11 protein-coding genes are annotated in these 23,256 nt (G+C 49.6%); 7 read left to right on the forward strand and 4 right to left on the reverse strand.

The annotated features are described in order from the left end of the window. Window positions 1–386: 386 nt before the first annotated feature. Window positions 387–4,229 carry a response regulator gene (locus E5354_RS11890; RefSeq protein WP_135947586.1) on the forward strand — a complete coding sequence of 1,281 codons (3,843 nt, stop codon included), beginning with the start codon at window positions 387–389 and terminating at the stop codon, window positions 4,227–4,229. Between the two features lie 127 nt (window positions 4,230–4,356). Here the strand turns inward: E5354_RS11890 and E5354_RS11895 are convergent, their stop codons facing one another. Beyond that, entirely contained in the window at window positions 4,357–6,036 is a 1,680-nt protein-coding gene (locus E5354_RS11895) for a putative transporter (RefSeq protein WP_123396857.1), read from the reverse strand. Window positions 6,037–6,267: 231 nt separating this feature from the next. After that, on the reverse strand, window positions 6,268–6,708 hold the full coding sequence (locus E5354_RS11900; RefSeq protein WP_135947587.1) for a hypothetical protein: 441 nt from the start codon (window positions 6,706–6,708) through the stop codon (window positions 6,268–6,270). Between the two features lie 361 nt (window positions 6,709–7,069). On the opposite strand from E5354_RS11900, the gene E5354_RS11905 reads away from it, so the two are divergent. The 5 genes from E5354_RS11905 to E5354_RS11925 all read left to right on the forward strand — a co-directional run bounded on the left by E5354_RS11905 (window position 7,070) and on the right by E5354_RS11925 (window position 12,047). After that, a complete protein-coding gene (locus E5354_RS11905; RefSeq protein ID WP_135947588.1) occupies window positions 7,070–7,693 on the forward strand; it encodes a hypothetical protein in 624 nt (207 codons plus the stop codon). Next, complete coding sequence (locus tag E5354_RS11910; RefSeq protein ID WP_135947589.1) at window positions 7,690–7,974, forward strand: winged helix-turn-helix domain-containing protein; 285 nt, start codon at window positions 7,690–7,692, stop codon at window positions 7,972–7,974. The genes E5354_RS11905 and E5354_RS11910 overlap by 4 nt, the downstream gene beginning before the upstream one ends. 172 nt (window positions 7,975–8,146) lie before the next feature. Then, window positions 8,147–10,318 carry an outer membrane beta-barrel family protein gene (locus E5354_RS11915; RefSeq protein ID WP_135947590.1) on the forward strand — a complete coding sequence of 724 codons (2,172 nt, stop codon included), beginning with the start codon at window positions 8,147–8,149 and terminating at the stop codon, window positions 10,316–10,318. 290 nt (window positions 10,319–10,608) lie between these two features. Then, window positions 10,609–11,334: a sensor histidine kinase gene (locus E5354_RS11920; protein ID WP_168353897.1), complete on the forward strand. Its 726-nt coding sequence runs from the start codon at window positions 10,609–10,611 to the stop codon at window positions 11,332–11,334. Next, the gene (locus tag E5354_RS11925) at window positions 11,331–12,047 is read left to right on the forward strand and encodes a LytR/AlgR family response regulator transcription factor (RefSeq protein ID WP_135947592.1); all 717 of its coding nucleotides are present in this window, start codon (window positions 11,331–11,333) and stop codon (window positions 12,045–12,047) included. Before E5354_RS11920 ends, E5354_RS11925 begins: the two co-directional genes overlap by 4 nt. Before the next feature lie 580 nt (window positions 12,048–12,627). Here the strand turns inward: E5354_RS11925 and E5354_RS11935 are convergent. Further along, window positions 12,628–14,700, reverse strand: coding sequence for a hypothetical protein (locus E5354_RS11935; RefSeq protein WP_135947594.1), 2,073 nt, complete (start codon window positions 14,698–14,700; stop codon window positions 12,628–12,630). A 153-nt stretch (window positions 14,701–14,853) separates the two neighbouring features. On the opposite strand from E5354_RS11935, the gene fmt reads away from it, so the two are divergent. Then, window positions 14,854–15,816, forward strand: coding sequence for a methionyl-tRNA formyltransferase (fmt, locus tag E5354_RS11940; protein ID WP_135947595.1), 963 nt, complete (start codon window positions 14,854–14,856; stop codon window positions 15,814–15,816). Here fmt and sprA read toward each other — a convergent pair whose 3' ends face one another. Next, window positions 15,817–23,235: a cell surface protein SprA gene (gene sprA / locus E5354_RS11945; protein WP_246863809.1), complete on the reverse strand. Its 7,419-nt coding sequence runs from the start codon at window positions 23,233–23,235 to the stop codon at window positions 15,817–15,819. Window positions 23,236–23,256: the final 21 nt, after the last annotated feature.

Below are 23,256 nucleotides of genomic sequence, written 5' to 3' on the forward strand. Positions count from 1 at the left end.
CCGGAGTTAAGCCGCAATGTTACATTACAGCTCCCCTACCCGAGGTCAATGCAAGTACCGCTTATGCCGCTGAATCACATCATGAAACGGCATCCTCACGGGGCATCTCGACCATCGTTGCCGACACGCCCGGTTGTTACATCGCCTTAATCAGCGTAACATCGCGTGAGGCGTTGTTACAGTCGAAATGCAATTAACATTGGTTATAATGACGCCTCGCCGGGGGAGGATTGAGCAAGCCTCGCCTGCCACGCCGCTGAATTGTAAAAAATCGTTCAAATATCCCGCTAGTCGAAAACTCCGGGAGGCAAAACTTATGCAGCATTTTTTGACATATTTCAAACTATTTTCGTTATATTTGCGTCTGCGATACAATATACCTAATCATGAAGCATTTCTTAGTTGCTATAATTTTCATGCTCATGTCATCAGCCCTGAAAATCTATGCCAGTGATATGGGATTCTATAATGCCGACGACACTTACGGCATCACAATACGCGAGCCGTCGTCGATATGCAAGGATGATGACGGATTTATGTGGGTTGCCACAAAGTCGGGCATATACCGCCTTTCCGATGAAAGCAAATGCTATAACGTACCCTACACTACAGTTAATATAGTGTCGGTCGAGCTTGTGCATCGAAAAGGAGAGCTCTATGTGTTCACCAACCATGGTGAAATATTCCGATATAACAAGCGGCTCGACCGATTTGAGCACTATCTCGACCTCTTGTCGGCGCTCAATGTCGAGGCTATCTATCTGGCCGACATTAAAATAGGGGGGGATAAGGATATTTTGTGGCTCGCCACCTCGGCAGGGCTCTATCACTGCGTCAACGGCAAGTGCACCAGGATTCCCGGCGTGGAAGGAGCTGTGGGCGACATGACGATGGACGGCTGCAAGCACCTTATAGTCGCAAGCACGGGAGGAGTCTACCGCATAAACACCGAAAACTACGACCGTGAAGTGTGGAACGACAATCCCGGAGTGTTCCCCACCCTGATAAAGCTCGACAAAGCCATGAACCGGCTGTGGATCGGAACGATGTCTGACGGACTCTACTATCTCGACTGCGACACCAAGGAGCTGAAGGCCTCACCCATCAAGCGATTCCCCCACCAGTATGTGCGTGACATCGAAATAGTGTCGGACTCGGCCATTTGGTGCGGAATCGACGGACGAGGCATCTGGCAGCTCTCGCGCGACGGAAGCCGCGTGACCGAGATATTCCAGGAGGACAAGGACAACCCCCACTCCATCGCCGGCAACGGCGTACTCGACATGTGCTACGACAGCCCCGACAGGGTGTGGGTGTGCTCGTTTACGGGCGGCGTGTCGATAGCCGAGCTCAACTCGCCACTCATAACCCACTTCCGCCACCGCGTCAACGACCCCAATTCGCCGACAAACGACTATATATATGATGTGGCCGAGGACAGCAAGGGGCGTATATGGATAGGAACCAACGGCGGACTGAGCCACTGGAATCCCGACACGGAAAAGTGGACCAACCGTTTCGGTCACGAATATGAATCATTCATAGTGCGCTCGGTGTGTGAGGACAGCAAAGGCGACATCTGGGTAGGAACCTACTCCAACGGCGTCTATGTGCTCGACGGAAATACACAGCGCATCAAGGCGCATCACACCGACCGCCAGGGAATCCTCTCGAAGAACGGATTCGTATTTGACATTCTCCGCGACAGCAACGGCGACATGTGGATGGCCGGAATGATAGGCGCGATAATTAAGTATGACCACGTGACGGGGCAATTCGATGAGTATCCCGTAAGGCCAGTATCGACGATTGCCGAACTCGACGACTCCACCCTGATAATGGCAAGCAACAACCAGCTGCTGTCGCTCGACAAGAACACCAAGGAGATCAAAGAGCTGCTGACCGACAACATGATACAGGACATCGAAGTGACCGAAGGCAAAATATGGGTGGCAAGTAACGGCAACGGGCTTATATGCTACGACATTGCGTCACAGGCTACCGAAACGTTCAACCTGAAGCACGGTTCGGTGTCCGACAACATCAACAGCATCCTCTACCACAACGGCAATCTGTGGCTCGGCACCGACAACGGATTGTGCCGCTTCAATATCGCCGACAAGAGCGTAGCGTCATTTGACTTTCCCGAAACAGCGGGCAAAATCGACTACACTTCCGATGCAAGCGTAAAGCTCAGCAACGGTACCTCGGCATGGGGAACCTCCGAAGGACTGATTATACTCGACACCGAGTCGATGACGTCACGCACACCCTCGGGACGAATATATCTGCAGGACATTCTGCTCTCAAGCCGCTCGATGCGTGACATGCCCGACATTATGCCCGAGATGCCGCTCGACGAGATAACCGACCTGACGCTGCAACACGACCAGAACAACATAACGTTCAGCCTGCAGCCGCTCGGCAGCCGCTCGCACACATCGCTCTTCTCGTGGAAGATGGAGGGATTTGATGATGACTGGAGCGAACTTTCCGACCTCAGCATCATCAATTACACCAACCTCAACCCCGGCAACTACACATTATATATAAGGCTCTACAATCCCGATCTTATATCGGAGCGCAAGATATCGATCCACATCAAGCCCCCGTTCTGGGCCACATGGTGGTTCAAGACCGCCTATGTGATGCTGATAGCCACCCTGCTCTATCTGCTGCTGCGCTTCTACATCAACCGCATCAACCGCCGTCACGCCGAACACAAGCTACAATTCTTCATCAACACGGCCCACGACCTTAGGACGGCGCTGACGCTCATCAAGGCACCTATCGAGGAGATAAAGCGGTCGCCCAACATCAACGAGGAGGAGAAACAGTATCTGCAACTTGCCATAGACCAGATGCAACGGCTCACAATGGTCACCACCCAGCTGATGGACCTCCAGAAGATCGACCTCGGCAAGGGACAGTTCCATCCTATGAACTACGACATCGTGCCGCTTATCAGCAGCCGCATAAGCATGTTTGAGTCCATCGCCGAGAAGCGCAACATCACATTGACCTACAGCTACAAGCCCGAATCCTACGTAACGGCCGTGGATGCCGGAAAAATCGAGCGCATAGTCGACAATCTGCTCTCCAACGCCATCAAATACTCCCACGAATACTCGTCGGTCGACATCAACTTTACAGCCAACGACAATGAATGGCGACTCAGCATCGTCGACCACGGCATAGGCATCGACAAGAAGTCGCTCGACAACCTCTTCAAGGAGTTCTTCCGCAGCGAAAACGCCGTCAATTCACGCATAAGCGGCTCAGGCATAGGACTTGCGTTGACCAAGAAGCTCGTAGAGCTGCACGACGGCAAAATCATTGTCGAGAGCCGTGAAGATGAAGGCTCACGGTTTGAAATAGTGATTCCTCACCGCCTGTGCGACTCCGCTCCGCTGCCCGTGAACGCCGAGGAACCCGAATCGGCCGACAAGTCGATCGACAATGAGGAGATAAAGAACATGCGCATCCTCGTATGTGAGGACAACGACGACCTGCGCCGCTTCATGAAGCGTCCGCTCGGCCGTCACTTCAACGTGGCCACCGCCTCCAACGGCGTTGATGCATGGGAATACATCAAGAAGGAGCTCCCCGACCTGATTGTTTCCGACATCATGATGCCCGGCATGGACGGATTTGAGCTGTGTCGCCTTGTCAAGTCGACATTTGAAACATCCCACATCCCCATAATCCTGCTCAGCGCGCTTTCCGACCAGTCCGACGAGCTACACGGCCTTGGATTGGGAGCCGACGACTACATGACCAAACCCTTTGACATGAAGACGCTTACACAGCGCATCATGTCGATAATACTCAACCGCCGCGCACTCGGAAGCCGCTTGATTTCAGAGGTCGGCGAAACGGTTGAAGAGGCCGACACCAAAGAATCCAACGAGCTTAACGACGCATTTGTGCGCCAGGCTCTCAAGATTGTGGTGAACCACCTTGAGGACTCCGACTTCAGCAAGGAGGAGTTTGCACGGGAAATGGGTGTGAGCACATCGCTGCTGTTCAAGAAGATAAAGGCACTTACCGACATGACTGTCGTCGACTTTATACGAAGCATCAGGATGGACCATGCAATGAAGCTACTGAACGACCGCCAGTACAGCATAGGCGAAATAGCCTACAAATGCGGATTCTCCTCAATCAGCTATTTCAGCACCGTATTCAAGAAGCACTTCGGCAAGTCACCTACCGACTTCAGGGCATGATGACGCTCCCACAGCGACAGGTGACGCTCAGCCGTTGCAGCTGACGCGACGACACATAAAAAACATAACGGCCGCATGATTTTGATGTCATGCGGCCGTTATGTTTATATATCTTACTATCTCCAAACTATGCGAGGCAAAGCACAAGCACCTGGGCTGCCACAACTCGCAGGAACATGGTCAACGGATACACGGTCGAGTAAGCAACCGCCGGTGCATCGTTGCCGGTGCTGTTGTTGGCGTAGGCAAGAGCGGGGGGATCGGTCATGCTGCCGCCGAAAAGACCCATTATCGTGAGCAGGTTGATCTTGTAGACACCGCGTGCGATGCATCCTGCCACAAGCAGAGGCACCACCGTGATGATGAATCCCCATATAACCCACCACATACCGGTGTAGTTGAACACCGTCTTTGCAAATCCGGCTCCCGAAGCGATTCCCACCGAAGCGAGGAACAGGCATATACCGATTTCACGCATCAGCAGCGATGAAGCCGACGAGGTGTAGGTGACAAGCTTTAACTTGTAGCCGAAGCGGCTGAGAAGTATTGCCACTACAAGGGGACCACCTGCAAGACCGAGCTTCATAGGCACGCTCACGCCGGGGAACGCGATAGGAATACTTCCAACAAGAATACCGAAGAATATACCCACAAAGAGCGTTATCATGTTGGGCTCGTTAAGACGCTTCATCGAGTTACCGAGCTTGTCGGCAAGTCGCTTGATGTCCTCCTCCTGTCCCACGACGGTGATGCGGTCGCCTATCTGAAGGCGAAGGCTTGGCGATGCCAGCAGGTCGACACCGGCACGGTTGACGCGGGTGGCGTTGAGCTTGTAGCCCATGCGCAGGCGCAGCGAACCGAGAGCCACACCGTTGTAGTGACTCTTCGTAACCACGATGCGGCGTGACACTACAGGGCTCGGAGTTGCCTCCCAGTCCATGTCGATTTCAGGGCCTATAACAGCCTTGAAGCGATCCTCATCCTGAGCCGACATGACGATGTAGAGCTTGTCGCCGATGTGTACGGTGGTCTGTGAGTTGGGTATTATGACATTGCCGCTGCTGTCACGCAGACGCGACACGACAAAGTTACATGATATGATGTCGTGCAGCTGCACGAGATTTTTACCGTCGATCAATGAATTGGCCACCTCAAATGTCACGATGTGAGGCTTCAGCTGGCTGCTGTCGATCTCATCCTCAATCTGCTTGACCTCGCGGTCCATCTTTACACGGAAGATGGCGCGAATCACAAACATCGAGAGGATTATACCGATAACACCGAGAGGATAAGCGGCTGCATAACCCATAGCCATCTCCTCCGACATGCTGTAGGCTCCGGGGTTGACCTGAAGTATGGCCTGCTGTGCGGCTCCAAGTCCGGGAGTGTTGGTGACGGCTCCCGACATAACGCCCACAAGTGCGGTTATAGGAGTGTTTCCGTCGATGAAGAAGATTGCCAGCACGATAGCTACGTTGAGCACTATCACAAGCATGGCAAGACCGTTGAGCAACATTCCGCCCTTCTTGAACGACGAGAAGAATCCGGGGCCTACCTGTAAACCTATTGAAAAGATAAACAATATAAGGCCGAATTCACGAATGAAGTGCAGCACCTCGCTGTTTACGACATAACCCAAATGCCCCATAACGAGTCCTACAAACAGGACGAACGTGACACCGAGCGAAACACCTCCAATCTTGATTTTACCTAAAAAGACACCTACGGCTATGACAAACGAGTACAAAATTATCGTACTCGCCAGCGCCATATTTCCCGGTGCAAGTAGTTGTTGAATCCAATCCATGAGTTCCGATTGTATTATTTATGAATTTAGCATATAAATCATTGAAAGCCAACAACAAATGATTACATCGTGTGCAACCGCCTGTATTGAGAGTGCAAAGTTACGCTTTTTTATCAAATGTTTGATTATTTTCCCTCCCAAATATTTCACTCAGGCTCCGATTTATTGCTGATTTATTGCCAGAATCTCATGTATGAATTATCGTTTAGACCCCGTACCCCAATATTTGACTTATTCTAAAAGATTGCCAACATCACTTCGGGAACGAGCAGTCAATATATACGATTCTATTTTATCAATAGTAAGCTCATAATAATTGGTCGACGCAAATACGCCTTCGACTTTAGATGGCTCTACTGCTATCTTTCTATACGAGCCTTGAATCATACATCCTTTGGCATATTCCTTATATTCATCCTTCCAATTCTTGATTTCAATGTGATTGCCCTCGCAATCTCCCAATATGAAAGGATTGGAGAATCCCGAATCGGGATAAAACAGCCAAGAACCTGATTCATTGCTCAATACCCCGACCAAATTTTCAACAGGGTGGATTCCGTCATCTACCTTGATAAGACCGTCATCATCATTACCGCACATGGCGATAGTCAATGACATCGCAACAATAATCATATTGCGAATTGCAGCATTCATAATTCCTGTAATTTTCATGATTGGTTTATTTATTAAATGACTAAATTATAAGATTACTTTACATGATGCATGGGTGTGTAAATACTTGCTCAGATGCAAATTAAAGAAAAATAGCAGTACTTTACAAATAATTCCATAGAATAATTGCGCCAAATAATGATAATAATAGAACTGATATTCAACGCATTACTGATTCTTGTCCTACTGCGATGGAAACGTGGAATCGCATCCGAGATAAAATTTGTTGAGAAATATTTGGTTTATAAAATAAACTTGTTTATATTTGCATCAAGAAAGAGCGGAATCGCGCGACCGCTCTTTTTTAAGAAAATTCCGGTTTATAAAATAAACCAAATAGAAATCTCTAAACTCCTTAAAAATGGAAGAACGAAAACTTACCGAAAAAGAGAGTCTTGAAGTAATCACTTCAATGATTTCTCGCACCAAAGAGCGTTACATGATGGGCGACGGAAACATCATGTTGATGTGGGGCTATCTCATCCTTACGGTCACGGCCCTCATCTGGATTCTAATCGCAACGACCCACAATCAGCAATGGAACTGGCTTTGGTTTGCCATCTGGATTGGAGGAATAATAACACCCATAATGAGCCGCAAGAAGCAGATCAAGTCGGGAGTTAAAAGCTATTCCGACAAAATAATGTCACGAATATGGTCAACCGTAGGCTTTTCAGGCCTGGCAACTACACTGATGTGCTTAGGATTCCTGCTCATTCTGGGCCTCGACACCTGGAACACGATGTTCACGTTCGCACTTATCATAGTGCCTTTTGCCGAGATAGCCCAAGGCATAGTCATCAGGGAAAAGTCATTCATATTCGGAGGCGCGACAGGAATGCTTCTTGGCATATTCACCATTTGCTGCATATCGGGCAATGTGACGCTCTATGCCAACTGGTTTTTGCCGATGTTCATGATCGCAATCATCTTCATGATGGTCATTCCCGGACACATTCTCAACTCTAAAGCTCGTAGAAACTGATGAAAGAATTGAATCCACTTCTTCACTCCCAATTGCGCCTTGCCATAATGTCAATATTGATGAACGTTGACGAAGCGGATTTTGTCTATCTCAAAGAGAAAACCGAATCCACGGCAGGCAACCTGAGCGTCCAGCTCGACAAGCTGTCGACAGCAGGCTACATCGCGGTCAACAAGGGCTTTGTCGCAAAAAAACCGCGCACCGTGTGCACGATAACCGACACCGGCCGAAAAGCCTTCGAGGAGTATGTCGACGACCTGCGGCAATACCTGAACCTTTAGCCTCCGTTCCCCCACCCTCCATGCACAACAAAGGCTGAGCCATCGACATGACTCAGCCTTCGCTGCAAATACATAATTCCACTTTGTCACTGCTGAGATGCAGTTTGTCACTTTTATTTCAACCGCACATTCCATCCTGCATACTTTTGTGAAAAAGTAAAACCAACACATCATGAATACCAATCTAATCACATTATGCCTCCTCCTTACCGGGATAAACATCATGAACGCTCAAGATAATGGCAACATAGTCACCGACAGTGTGCGATTCGCCAATCTGGAGGAGATTGTCGTGACATCACGGAAACCCCTGTCCATCGTCAGGGCTGACAGGATTTCATATTTGCCTTCGGAAATGACATCGGCAATCGGCTCCAATGTATATGACGCACTACAGTCAATCCCGGGATTATCCATCGGCAGCAATGGGGTGATATCAGTCAATGGAGAGAGCGGAATAAGCGTCTATATCGACGGACGGAAGTCGATATTGACAGGTGAGATGCTGATTTCACACCTCAAGTCGCTGTCGACATCAGGTATTGAAAAAATAGAGATACTCACAGTTCCCGGCGCTAAAAGGGATGCTTCCGAGGCCTCAACCATCATAAATCTGCAAAAGAAGCGAAAGAAAGACGAAGGGTTTACCATTGGCCTCAATTCCGGTGGACATATCGGGAAAGCGCGTAATGTCTATGGAAATATATATACGGAATATCTTATGAACAGCCACTACCTCCAACTTACATATTCAGGGAATAGAGCACGTAACACATCCAAACTATTCACAGTGCGTCCATATAGCGATAACGATGAACATTTACAACAGAATTACGATCGCATCCGGCACGATGTCATGCACAATATAGGTTTTTACTATGACTATCAGCCTAATTCTTCATTTAAGACAGGAAGTGTCGTTAATTATAACTATTTCAAACGCAGAGAGCCGGCTGTCATGACAACATTCATTCCCGATAGCGAGCCTACGGTTACGGATAATACCGCATGCTTCATCAATAAAAATATTTATGGCGGAGTATATCTAAAGCGGATATTCAACCACCCCGAAACCGATTTCAACCTGTCGCTTGATTTCTTCAACTATCACAATTCCGAAGACCAATTCATGAATGACAACACAGGCAACTCGATTATAGGAGATATGTCGAGCAAAATATTCGGTTTGGTGGGAGCGATGGATTATCGACGGCGGCTTTCATCTCATTGGCATCTTTCATGCGGCACCCGCATATCCTATGTAAAGATGAACAGCCATGGAAATTATGAAGACCTTAAAGCCGCACAAATAAACTCGCGGCAAAATCAGGCCGACAATTTCGGTTCCGATTTTGGATATAACGAAAATGTCAATGCTCTATATTTTGAGTCCAAAGCCACCTATGGCATTTCAGCGTTATCTTTAGGCGTGAGAATGGAACAAAGCTCTACACATAACGCATTTTCAGGAAATGAAAGCGCCGAATCCAAGGATTACGCCGGGCATGACTTTCGCATATATCCGTCTGTGGCATTGTCGATTAACGACACCAAATCAGGTAGCTGGATTCTATCCTACTCTGAAAAAATAACGCGTCCTCGATTTGCCGATTTAGATCCGTTCATACACATATTCGACGACATTACACATGTAGGTGGGAATGTCAATCTTAAAGAAGCTATAACCCATTGCGTCGATATGGCCTACTCTAACAATTCATGGCTGAGAATAGGCGTAAGAGCCATGTATACATCCGATGAAATAGTAAAATGTTATCGTGAAATAACCGACAAAACAGTCTATGTGACGCCTGAGAATTTACCTCGGTATCTGCAGTTCATCGGTACTGTTTCGGCAGCCAACATAAACATCAGCTCATGGTGGGCTTCATCCATAACCGCAAATATAGTGTATTCCAACTACCATTTTCCGGCATCGCTTGATTCGTCGTCCAACATAATGTTCACCCCGATGATCGATGTCAGGAACCGCCTGAATCTCCCTTATGGATGGGCTACCGAACTAAATGTTTCCTACAGGAGCAAAGCGGCCTATGGTCAGGCTGAAGTATCATCGTCATGGAGCGCATATTTAGGATTTAGAAAATCATTCTTCAACAATAGCCTAAATTTGGCAATATACATGAACGATGTTTTCAACACCAACCGTACATGCTCAAAAATAGTAATTTCGGGGCGTGAAGCTTCTTTACAAGAGCGTGAATTTGAAAATATGAGAAGATTGGGCGTTTCATTCTCCTTTCGATTTAATTCAGGCAAAAATACTTCCGGCAAAGAGAATCGCAAATCTTGTATAGACGAGATGAATCGCGTAAATTTGTAGATAAATACCATATACACCGCAAATTATAACAAAAAGCAATGAAAATAGCGCCATTGATTTATGCCTCGATGTTATTTCTACTGATCAGGCTTGTTAATGATGTACCTATGGGACACAATTATTTTACCCATTCAACAGAATTTATAGCAATTGAATTAATGGGGTTGATTGGAGGCTGTTATCTATATTTTTTTGCAGCAAACCGATGGATTAGAATTTGCGCCGACCGCCATATCCTCATTGCATTGGAGTATCTGGTTGTTGTCATATTTGCAGTCACGTTACCTGTCATGATAATGATAGTTTCCCATGAAACTCCGTTTTACGATTATCTGCCCGAATTTGTAATTCCTGTCACCATCACGCTTCTCATGTCGCTGTTGCTTTATACCATTCTAAAGTACGCCTATCAGAAACTACGGGAAAAAGAAGCACAGAACGAGAATGTAAAAACCGAATTGCGCCTGCTTAGGTCGCTATATCATCCCCACTTTCTGTTTAATATGCTTAACACTATATATTTCAGCATCGACGAGAATAACACTAAAGCTCGAAATACAATCGAACAGATGGCCGACTTTATGAGAATGCAACTATATGAGGATGATGAACCCATACCGATTGAGAGAGAAATTTTAGCATTGAAAAGCTACATTGAACTGTGTCGCACCCGTTATGGCGACTCGGTGGAAGTGTCGGCATCCATTGATGCCCGATATCCTCAAGATAGGATTCACCCTTATCTCCTGCTCCCTATTGTGGAAAATGCATTCAAACATTCGGGAGGCAACCCCAAACGAATCCATATCAGCCTTATGCGATCGCCGGGAATAGTTGATTTCAAGGTTGAGAACACTCTTCCCGAAATGAAGCATGACAAAATCATGCATGATGCATCAGGAATCGGGTTAAAGGCTATTAGGAGAAGACTTGTCCTTTTATATCCGGGCAGATATGATTTTGAGGAGAGCAGTGATTCAGGACTATACTCAACGCATTTACTAATTAGATTATGAATAATAACATCCCTACATTGTCGTGTGCAATCATTGATGATGAACCCACAGCCCGCTACGGCATTGCGAGCTATATAAATCGCACTCCTTGCATCAATTGTGTAGGAGAGTTTCACGACATTCCTTCATTTGAAGCCTATCTTAAAACAAACAAAGCTCCCGACATTGTATTCATGGATATATGCATGCCTGAAATATCGGGACTGGATTTCATATCCAACTGCACGATTGATTCAGCGATAATAATAATTACCGCCTATGAACAATATGCCCTTAAAGGATATGAGCTTAATATTTCCGACTACCTCCTTAAACCTGTTTCCTATATCCGTTTCCAAAAAGCCATAGACAAGGTTCGTCAGTATCTTGATTTTAAGCGTAACGCCACAGTCGAGGATTATATATTCGTACGCTCCGACCGCATCATTCACCGCATAGATTTAAGGGACATAGTCTATATTGAATCTCTTGAGAATTATGTGCGCATAATGACTGTTTCCGATTGTATAATCGTGAGAACCACATTGAAGGATATGTTGAAAAGTCTTCCGGCCGAGAAATTTGTTCAGGTTCATAAATCATTCATAATCAACCTGACGCGCATAGGCAGCATCGAAAAGAACTTTATAACGATGAATCCGGTTGGAGAAATAAATATTTCCCGCAACTACAGGAAATATTTGTTTCAACTTATCGAGCCGGTACGACAATAAATGTTAACGGCAGGGCGGTCAATTGTTGAGTGATTTTCTTTAGCTATTGAGGGAGCGATGGGGCTCCATCGTGACCGAAAGAGATGAAGAAAAGCGCCAACGAGTGGCCGAGGCGAAGGTAACTTTCGTCCCATCAAATATCGGGGCAGCATATTCCACTGACATCCGGTGTAAACCAGATATGCAATAGCTGTGAATATCTTATAGAGGTCTGTCCGTTCCTTTCCATGGAAGCCTGACAAAAACTTACGGATGCGCTTCCGCCGGCAATGCCTAAACTTTATTTTCATGGAGCCAATGATTTATGTTACTGAGATATAACATAAATCAAACCTTTTTCCCTTTTGGTTGAACCGAAATTACCATCGCCTCGCATATTGCGGGCGCTTTTCCGTCTGTTTGTCAGTCGTGTACATCCAGTACACTCCTTCCTCGCAGACCAAAAATCGCTCCTCACTATGCGACCCTGCCGTTAATATTTATTGTCGAACCGGCTCTATATAACCGGTTTTGTGAAATACACAACAAAGGCTGAGCCATCGACATGACTCAGCCTTTGCTGCATTTATTACGGACAGACTTACTGTTTCTTGGGAACTATGGTGTAGGTCTTAACTACGCCGTTGTAGTCAAACTTCACAACTGCCTTGTCGGTAGCCGACTTGGGCTGGGTAATGTCAATCTTAACCTCGGGGTTGTCACACACGGCAACAATCTTGGGAGTAGCCGACGACATGAGTCGGTAATCAACCTCATATTGGTCATATCCTGTGTAACCGTTGTCGTTGGTCGAGCGCACGGGATGTTCGGGAAGATCGAGTGCCACATCGTTTACAGCAATCGTCACCTTGGGAACTACAGGACACTCAAGAGGATCATTCTTGGTGCTGAATCCGAGTCCCTGAAGCTCGCACACGAGATTTCGCGCGCCGCGAGGCCCTTCGGCAACAAGGAATATGGCATGCTTGCCCTCAAGACCGTCAACAGCGTCCGACACATCGATGGTGTACTTTGTCAACTCCTGCGGAGCACCTGCGGGCACCTTGATTTCACCTATTTTCTTGCCTTTCCATACATCGTTGTCCCAGGGACCGTCGAGCCATACGCTTATAGTGAAGGGCCAGCGAGCTTTGGGAGTGAGGAACAGATTGAATTCGGTACCGTTGCCCTTCTTGGTTCCGGCAAAAGGCTTAAGACCGTCCTTTGCCTCGTCAAGGCCGCCGAATCCGAAGTACTTGTAACCCACGATTTCGCCACCGGCCATGGTAACGGGCATGTTGTTGTCCCAAATGTCCCATGAATCCTGCTGCGCTCCTATATTGGAAAGATAGCAGGCATATCCGGCCGAATAGTACTTATAGGGATCAAGTCCATAAATCTGGAAACCTTCCGAAGTAACCTCGGCGCCGGTGTATTCGTCACCGTTGGAAGCCTTTGCGCTCCACTTTCCGTCCTTGCTGTAGGGGTCATAACCTGTAATGGTAACCTTTCCGCCCTTTGCTACGGGAGTTTCGTCCCATTCAATCTTCACGGGTGCCACCATAGGCTGACGGGCAAATCCGAATCCGCGTGGCGGGCGGTGGTAGAACACATACCATTTGCCGTTTATCTCCTGAAGACTTCCGTGAGTGTTGTGAGCGGCGTTGGTAGCCTCAAGAGCATCGCCCTCCTTATTGAGCACGATACCGCGCGAGTCGACAAGAACGCCTCCGCTGCGCCAGGGACCCAGAGGAGAGTCACCGAATGCATAGCGCAGTGTCGAGTTGGAGCTGCCCTGTCCGTAGTCGGGGCCTGAATGTCCCGAGAATATCATTATGTACTTGTTGCCAACCTTACGTATCGACGATGCCTCAAAGAAGTTGAAATCGCCGGGATTCTGCTCCTTGTAAAGAGCCGGGTATTCGGTGCCTTCGGGGTCGCGCACTACACCGTAACGCACACCGGCGGGCACAAAGTAAGGTATCACCTCAGTACCGGGACGCACCGAGTACATGGTGTTCTGGTCGAGCTGTGCGGCCGATGAACGCTGGAAGCCCCAGAATCCATAGGCGCGGAAGCCGATTTTATAGTCGGGGTCCGACTTGTCGGTTATATTTTCTACATAGATTGAGGGGTCAAATCCGAGGATACTGCCCTCCACTGTCTGTGATCCGTCGGGAGTGAGGTTCACAGGCACGAAAGGTCCGTCGGGACGGCTGCCCTTGCACACCATTGCTTCGCGTCGCGGACCGCGGCTGTGGGGATAGAGATAATACTCCTTTTTACCGTTCTTGCGCTTTACCTCCACAAGGTCGGGGGCAAACATGACATCCCACTTACCGTCCTTTTCGTAGGTGAATATGGGGCCCTCGTCACGCCAGTCGGTAAGGTCCTCAACCGGAGCCGACCACATTCTGATGTCGGGACCGCAATATTCATTAACCCTGAGGTCATGCGATCCGATGATGTAAGCACGATATTTTCCGGGATTGTCAGGATCCTCAAACACACGAGGCTCACCGTCGGGCAGGTGCTCCCACAACGGCAAGTAAGGATTACCCACACCAACCTTCTCATTCTTCGCACCGTAAATGTCGCCGGCGCCGAATGTCACGGCAGCGGAGCATAGCAACACCGCAGCCATTTTTCCAAAAGCAATGTTTTTTATCTTCATTATATTAACACTGTTAAAAAATTCTTCATGTTTTACAAAGTTAGCCAATAAACAACGATGATTAACGTAACCTGTGTTACATATATCTTTGGCTACGTTACACGATTAGCCAAATCTCACAAAAATCATTACCTTTGTGAAAATTTTATCGACATGAACAAGGAAGAACTGAAGATAGTGTTTCTCGGAACGCCTGAATTTGCGGTCGAGAGCCTCAAGCGCCTTCACGAGGGTGGATACAACATTGCAGGCGTAGTGACGATGCCCGACAAGCCTGCCGGACGCGGCCACAAGCTGCTGCAGTCGCCGGTCAAGCAGTATGCCGTGGAACACGGAATGCACCTCATGCAGCCCGCCAACCTGAAGAATCCCGAATTTGTCGACGAGCTGCGCAGCCTCAATGCCGACCTGTTTATCGTAATCGCTTTCCGAATGCTTCCCGAAGTGGTGTGGAGCATGCCCAGGCTCGGCACGTTCAACCTCCACGGATCGCTGCTTCCAAAATACCGAGGCGCCGCTCCGCTGAACTGGGCGGTGATAAACGGCGACACCGAAACGGGCGTGACTACATTCTTCCTGAAACATGACATCGACACCGGCGACATAATCGATCGCCGAAGCATACCGATAAATCCCGAAGATAATGTAGGCGACATCCATGACCGCCTGATGATGCTCGGCGCCGAACTCACCATCGACACCGTACAGCGAATACTCGACGGCAACCTGACGACAACGCCGCAGGACGAGCTGACCAAAGGCGTAGAACCCACACCGGCTCCCAAGATATTCAAGGAAACATGTCACATCGACTGGACACGTAACGCACGTGACATACACAACCTCGTGCGCGGACTCTCGCCCTACCCCGCCGCATGGTGTGAACTTGTGTCACCCGACAACGACATCAAGACGATTAAGATATTCACAACAGCCGTTACCGACGATGACGCATCGGCCGAGCCCGGAACCATAAAGAGCGACAATCACCGCATGCTCATCGCCTGCGGCGACAAGTGGCTCGAAGTGCTGTCGCTTCAACTTTCAGGGAAACGACGCATGGATACAGCCGAATTTCTGCGCGGATTCAATCCCGCCGCCTACAAGGCACAATAGTCATCGGTCAAGGCTCAGATTAAGCGTAACACCGTAACTTCCCGTGCTCGTGGGGTAAGCGCTCGATGAAATGAGCGGAGTGTTGACCTGACGGTCGATAAACGCTCCGAGCGTCACCCTGCGATTAAGCACATAATTGGCTGAAATGTTGAAGCCTATCGTTCTCGTGCCCGATGTGGCCTGGGTATAGTCGGTTTCGATGCGTCGTATAAGAGCCTGATTCTGCTGATAGGAGAAATCGGCATTCACCGTGAGGTCGTTGCTTATGCCGTGACCTGAGCCGCGCAGCCGCAGCACGGTGTTGAATCCCACTATCTTGTAACCCACTCCCACCGTGACATTGTTGCTGCAGGCCTCAACAAGCTGTCCGGCATCGGAATTGAGTGTCAGTGTGCGACCGTCACGATATTCGGCGCTTATGCGCAGGTCATTATTAAGCGTGACCTGAATGCCGAGCAGCGGAGCAAACCGCTCAGTTATTGAAACCGACGATATGTTGTAGGGTGACGAAGGCACAGGCTGTCCCGTCAGCTCATCGCGAGTGAATCCCAAATCACCGTCGACACTCATCCAGTCGAGAAACGACGAATAGGAGCCTACCGTGTAGGTACACTGATAGGCATGTGTGAGCGTCACCGCCTTGAACCATCGGTCGAGCGAACCGATGCGAATCAATCCGTCATAGGTCACGCGCCAGTTGGGCAGCACATGAGCCAGCGAGGGGAAGGGATTAAGATATATCTTGCGTGCATCAACGCCCGTGTAAGCGGCTAAAAAAGCAGGAATGAGCACATCGCTACTTGAATGGTTGACTCCCGCAACCGAGGGGTCAAATACGCGTCCCGCGACAGGATTGTCCTTCATGAAACCGCCCATAGGATAACGCAATCCCGCATAACGAGCCTCAACGCGCCCGGCCACAACAGGTATATTCTCCAGGAACCGGTCAAATACGTCACTATGGTATCCGTCGATAGCCTTGAAGCGATGAAGCGATGTGGCAATGGCGCAATGCGTCTTGGTGTAGCTTCCGGTGCGCGTGACAGGCATGTCGTCATACATGAATTGTATCTGATTGGTGCGGTTGTCAGTGCGGTTGTTGGTGAGCTTGATTTTAAGTCCCCTTATGGGTTCGAGGTCGATTTCAAATGTCACCTCACTCGTGCGCGACCATATAGCCGGCGATGTCTGTCCGTCGTCACACAACAGCCATCCGCGCTCCTTTGCCTTGTTCACATAATCTTCGTTGACAAAACCGAAAGCGAAGTCCAGTCCCGGAGCCATGGGGCCGTAACTGCGCGACTGTCCGAATACATTGCCTATCTCGGGATTAAACAGCGGCACCGACAGCGAACCGGTGGAACGGAAGCGCACATTGACGCCTCGCAGCATCATGGCAAAGCGGGTGGCGTGCTCACCGATGTCACTCCATGTAGTGCGGCGATTGTCGATAACCTCAGTTACCGTGAACTTAAGATTTTGGTCGCCACGGCTCAATACCTCGACACGGTTGCGGTCAAGGACTTTGGTGCGCACTCTATAAGGCTTTCCGTCAAGTGTCGTGGCCGTAACCCTCACCTTGTTGTTGCGCAGATTGTGTCGTATCACGATTGAAGTGTCGGCCGACAATTTGAACGTTCGCTCGTAACGCTTGGCTCGCGTAGGCGCAGCGCTTCCACGGCTCGATGACGAAAAGCGCCGATTGACCCTCTTGAGATAGTCAAATTTATTATACAGTCCTTCAACATTTATGCGTCCGTCGACATTCCACGACGCCTGGCTGTTTATGGTGTTGCCTATGTCGACACCGTCAATCTCAGCTCCGCGATTCCAGCGGTACACGGCATTATAGCTCATTGTACCCGACATGAAGTCAAGCACAGGTATGCGATTGAACGGAGCGCGATATGACGCGACAAAGCTCTGATTGTAGGCCCACGGCGTGCCGAGGTGCATTATGCTGTGGATTACGGTGTCACGCCACTCGCGGTAACGGTCGGGAAACAATTTGCGATTCACGGCTCCCATTGGCTCGTCGATTCGTGCCGATGTATTGGATATGAACGTGAAGCTCAGCCGATTGGTAAGATTCCATGTAAGGTTTAACTGACGGTCCCACAGAAAATTCTTTGACACCGAAACCGGCAACGTGAAATCGCGGTCGACCTCACTGCGTGTCTGCGACTCATAGTAGTAGCGTGACATCGTTGTGATAAACGAAATGTTGGCGGGCAGATAATTCAATTCAAGCTCCGACAGGAATCGCAGGTTACGCAATTTGGAGCCGATCCATCCGAAGGGTTTGACTCCCTTTACAAACGGATTCCACTGATACTGGAACGAGCCGCGATAATCGTTCACATATTGATACTGAGTTGTGGGATTACGGTCGTTACGCTTGTTAAACGAGAAATTAAACGTGAAGTTGGCCGGATCCCAGGGCATGGGATTAGCGCTTCTAACATCAAAGCGCAATCCCGATATGCTGAAACTCTTCACCGTAGAGCGATCGACGGCATAATTCATTATCGAGTCACGTTCGGCACGTGTGTCGGCAATGTCGAGGGCATCCTTCAGAAGCACGTCACGGTCGAGAGGATTATATTTGGGTGTGCTCTTCTCATTCATCACCGAATAGAACACGGGAGCACGCAGCTTCATCTTTTCGGGTAGGAAGCGCCCCACATCGACTTGAACAGCAAAGTTGTATTGACGGTAATCGTCCATGCGCCGCGAATTGAGAGGCTGGTCCACCGCACCGAAACCTGATGTTTCATAATGTGTCCCGAAGTTGAATGTCGCTATGTCCGATACTCCGAGATTGACATTGGCCTTTGCCGCCCAACCTCCGCTCTCGTCAAAGTCGGTCACCTTCAATTCATTGACCCACACAATGCCGTCGCGTGCCGTCGACGCATTGTTGCGCACACCTATCATCATCACCCTCACATCGCTCAACGAGGGATTCCCGAGCACTGACATGCGATTGGATTCCTTGTCGGGGTCCCTGCCCTCAAACACCTTGTTGTAGCTGACAGTGCTGTTTTCGCTACGCATTGCCGCATTTCGCATCTTCTTCAGGTTAACAAGATTCTGCAGCACGAAGTCAAGGCGATTGGCCTCGGGCCACACCTTGTAACGCTCACTCGCCGGCTCCTGTGAGTAGTGTCCGTGAGGAGTCAGTTCAAGAGGTATCTCATACTCATAGTAGTTGTTTTTCACATCGGAACCAAGTCGCAGGAACAGTGAAAGCTCACCCGACTGCAGATTGGTCAGGTCGTCAATAAGGCTCTCGGCATGTACCCACATCTGAATACGCTTATAGTTACGCAAATCGAGGGATGTGTTACGGTAGACGGCACGTGCGTCACCCGACTGAAGCCCTGTCACCTTCATCGACATCGACTGCTCGTTGAGCTGCGTTATCTGCGACTGTCCCGGGTCGGTTATTCGGCTCACACCCGGAGGCAACACATAATTCACAGGCTCACGTCCTGCATTCTCCTCGATGTTTACAACCGACAGGTCAAGCTCGCCTTCGGCCGGAGCGTCACCTCGCGAATTGAGATTGAAGTCATAGGCCCGCCACTCCCCGCGCACAAGCTCTAGAGTAGCAAAGCGCAAATGCGTAACCTGCTTGAACCCGGTGAGGAAAATGCGGGCAAACCTTACAGTCGAGAAGTCGGATATGGAGCCTACAATGCGTTCATAGTCGCTCAACGGAATCTTGAACTGATACCACTCCACCTGCTGATTCTCACCGTCACGTGTACGCACAAGCGACACCTGCTTGTCGGTGATGTAGTTCTTTCCCACCACAAGATCTTCGGGACGAATCGACACCTTGTACTGGAAGTAACGCTCATACTCGTTGAGCGTGTTGTCCTGATTTATATCCTCGACATCGGGGCCCGTGCGAGCCGACTGGTACAAAGGATCGGGAGCATCCTCGGGCGAAAGCGAGTTGCCTTCAACTCCGTTGTAACGCTTGTAACGCTCCAGAATCGATAGCCGCTCGGCATCGTAGTCGTAACCTCGGTAGAAGTGGTAGTTGTCGCCGGCCGGGTCATTGAATGCCGAAAAGCGGTCGCTCTTCATTCGTTCTATCGTGGAGGGCGGGAGCTTGCGCTGCAACCGCTCAAGATAGTCACGATAAGCACCGAAACCGAACTCCTCATCATTCTTCAAACCGTCAAGGCCCACATCCTGCACAAGTCGCGACCCTCGGTTGTTGTCAAAGGCATAGGTCAATGAATTCTGCTTGGAAACTCGTCCCCACACCGTTTCGGTGAGATACTCGTCGTTACGGTCGTAGGGTATTCCATTCTCGTAGGACTTCATTCCGTCCTTAAGTATGTCCTCGCTTATCTCACCGAAGTTAATATACATGTCACCGCCGTCATAATTCGGGTTGTCGGGGTCGAGAAACGGATTCATCAACCAGAACTGCACATACTCAATATTGGCCTGCTCGAAATTAGTGTTGTCGAGTCGCCTCATTATACCACCCCATCGCTTCTCGGGATTAAGCAGCAGTGCGTTATCGTCGATGTCGAATGCATCAAGGTTATAAGGGCCTCGTTCAGTGGGATAGTATGACAGATTCAGTGTCTGTATTATGTTTGATTCGCCGTAGTTGAGCTGACGGTCGGGGAAAATCTCGGTGGATGTGACTTCACGCACATAGGGGTTGGAGAGCTGCTTCAGGTCGGATGCAATATATCCCGGCACGAGCGACGAGTTACGCTGCGTGAACATGCGGTCGATGTAGTACCATGCAAGCAGCGCGCGGTTTTTGCCATAGTCGACATTATTGGACAACGCCGCCTCGGGGAACAGTGCATCGGGGCCCGCCTGATAAGGTGTCGACGCCAGATTCCATGCGTAGGGCGAACGGAGGTCGATGCCGGTCTGTGTCGACTCAAAATCATCGACATAGGAGCTGCCCTTGTTGGAACCCGACTTCTGTCCGCGAGGCACAAGGTGGGCAAACTCGGCCTGCACATTCAGTGTCGACGGCTGCACGGCATTAACCGTAGGAATCTTGTTGATGAGATTGGTGAGCCAGAAGAATTGCTTGTTATAGGAGAGATTCAGTCCCCATATAGTGTTGTTTATAATCTCGTCACCAATGTTGACCTTCTCGGTGAGCGCCTTCTCCGAGAAGTGCATCACCGTGGCGCCGAGGTTGAAGTCGTTGCTGAACCTGTAATTGAGGTCGAGTCCGAGCAGTGTCTTGCGCTGGGTGCTGAACAACGATTGATTTTCAAGCGTGACGCTTATGCTCTGCCCCGAATCGATTATGCTCTGATTGGTTATCGTCACGATACCCATCGAATAGTCGACCGTGTAGTCGCTGTTTTCAACAAGGCGCACACCTCCGGCCATCACCACAACCGACCCACGCGGCACATTCATGGCGTTAAGCCTTATCTGTGCGCCGTTGGAGGCCTGATATTCACCGGTAAGAATGAATTTGTTCTTATCGGCAAACTGGCGTGCGACGACAAGTGTCGAGTCATACAGCTCCTGGTACACGTAACGTTCGGCAATGACAGGATTGTCAATAGCTCGGGCAAGATGCTTTCCAAACGGCTCCACCACGGGAAAAATCACCTTTCCGGTCGAAGGAAGTATCGTGTAGCCGTCGATGAAGTCAAAGAGTCCATCGGGATTGGACGCCTCGTTGGCGTCAAGACGGTCAAGATTCATCACCTGCAGCAACGGCTTGTGGGACAATCGGGCTATAGGGAGGTAATTTATCGGTGTGCCGGTAGTGTCGCTCAGATATTTTATATTCAGCTTGAAATTGGACGGCTCCACCTGATAGGCCCCGAGCGAATATACATTCTTCATCATCAGATGCCACATGGGCTGATGCGGGTCGAACGTGGTGCTCTTTAGCATCTTGACATAGAGCGACTGGTCGGACACGGTTATGTCGGATGAAAACTCGCCCACCTGAAACACCTGCCCGTTGTAGGTGTATTCATAGGCCACGCCAAGCACCTCATCAGCATTTAGCGCGACATTCAGCGACAGATATCCGAGCGTGGAATTCAGCGTGTACTCCGACGACTGTAGAAGTCGTGCGCTCTCAACTTTCTCAAACTCCCGGCCTCCTTCTATACCGAATGCCTGCAGTGGCGCAAGCGCCTGCGTGACCATGTTGATGTTGCGTGCATCGGGATATTCATCCTTGATAACCGTCAACAGATTGTTGGAGCGATTGGATGTATTTTTTATAGCGGGATCGGGACGCCAATAGTCGCTTGCAAGCACCTTGCTCTCGCCAAGATCCATGAAAGCGATAATGTTGCGCGATTGACTGTAGTTGCCGCTCTTGTTGGTAATCCACACCTCAATGCGCGTTATCTTGACGCCCGACGACACGAGAGGCAAGCGCGAGGCAAACTCATCGTAATTGTCGCGGAAGAAGTGTCCGAGAAAATAGTGACGGTTGGCATCATATTCATCAGCATTGACGGTAAACGGAGTTGTCTGTACTCCACCACGTGTGCTCACCGAGCGTGACTCACTGTTTTGCTGCGACACCAATGCCGTAGCCGTGAGTCGGCCAAACTGAAGCTGCGTCTTGATACCGAACAGCGCAGTGCTTCCGCGTATCAACGACGAGCCGGTGGTCATGCTCACGTTACCGGCCTCTATCGACTTGACGATGTCGTCCTCGGTGCCGTCATATTGCAGCTTGATGTTCTTGCTGTCAAAGTCAAATGTCGCATCGGTATTGTAATTCATGCCGAATTTCAATCGGTCGCCCACCGATGCATTCACAGTTGCCTGAATCTTCTGGTCGAAGTCGAAATAGGTCTTGCGTCGCGAGGTCAGCGACAGGGCGGGATTATCGGTCTTGGTGCTTTTTATTCCGGTGGATATGAGCACCGTACCGCGTGTGCGAAGCTGAATGCCACCGGGGCCGAATATGCGTTCGAGCGGTCCCGAAGCGAAACTCATGTCGAGCACATTGAAGGGCTCACGCTCCTTGACGCTACGCCCCTCGGTCATTGAATTGCGACGGTTGAAGTAACGCTGCATCGAGTGGCGCATGTCGATGTCGTAATATTGCGAAGGAGTGAGCATGAAAGGTGTAGCTATGTCCCAGTCGCCAACTTTGGTGCGCACGATGTAACACCCCGACTCGGGGTCATACTCAACTTCAGTGACAACATTGGAGGGAGTGTCGAGATCAAGAGCAAACTCATCCTTGGCAAGCGACTCATAGTCGGGAGCGACAGTAGGACGCACCGGGAAGCGCAATGAGAGGCTGTCAGTCGCCCCGTCACCACCTTCTCCGTCGCCCGGCTCGGCGGCAAAAACCGAACCTGCCATGCAACCTAACACACAGCAAACCGCTACGATGAGAGCCCAACGGCATATATGATGAATTATACCTTCCATTGCATAGTGGATGTCCACTCC

Origin of the sequence: Muribaculum sp. NM65_B17 (assembly GCF_004793735.1) — a bacterium.
Lineage (GTDB): Bacteria > Bacteroidota > Bacteroidia > Bacteroidales > Muribaculaceae > Muribaculum > Muribaculum gordoncarteri.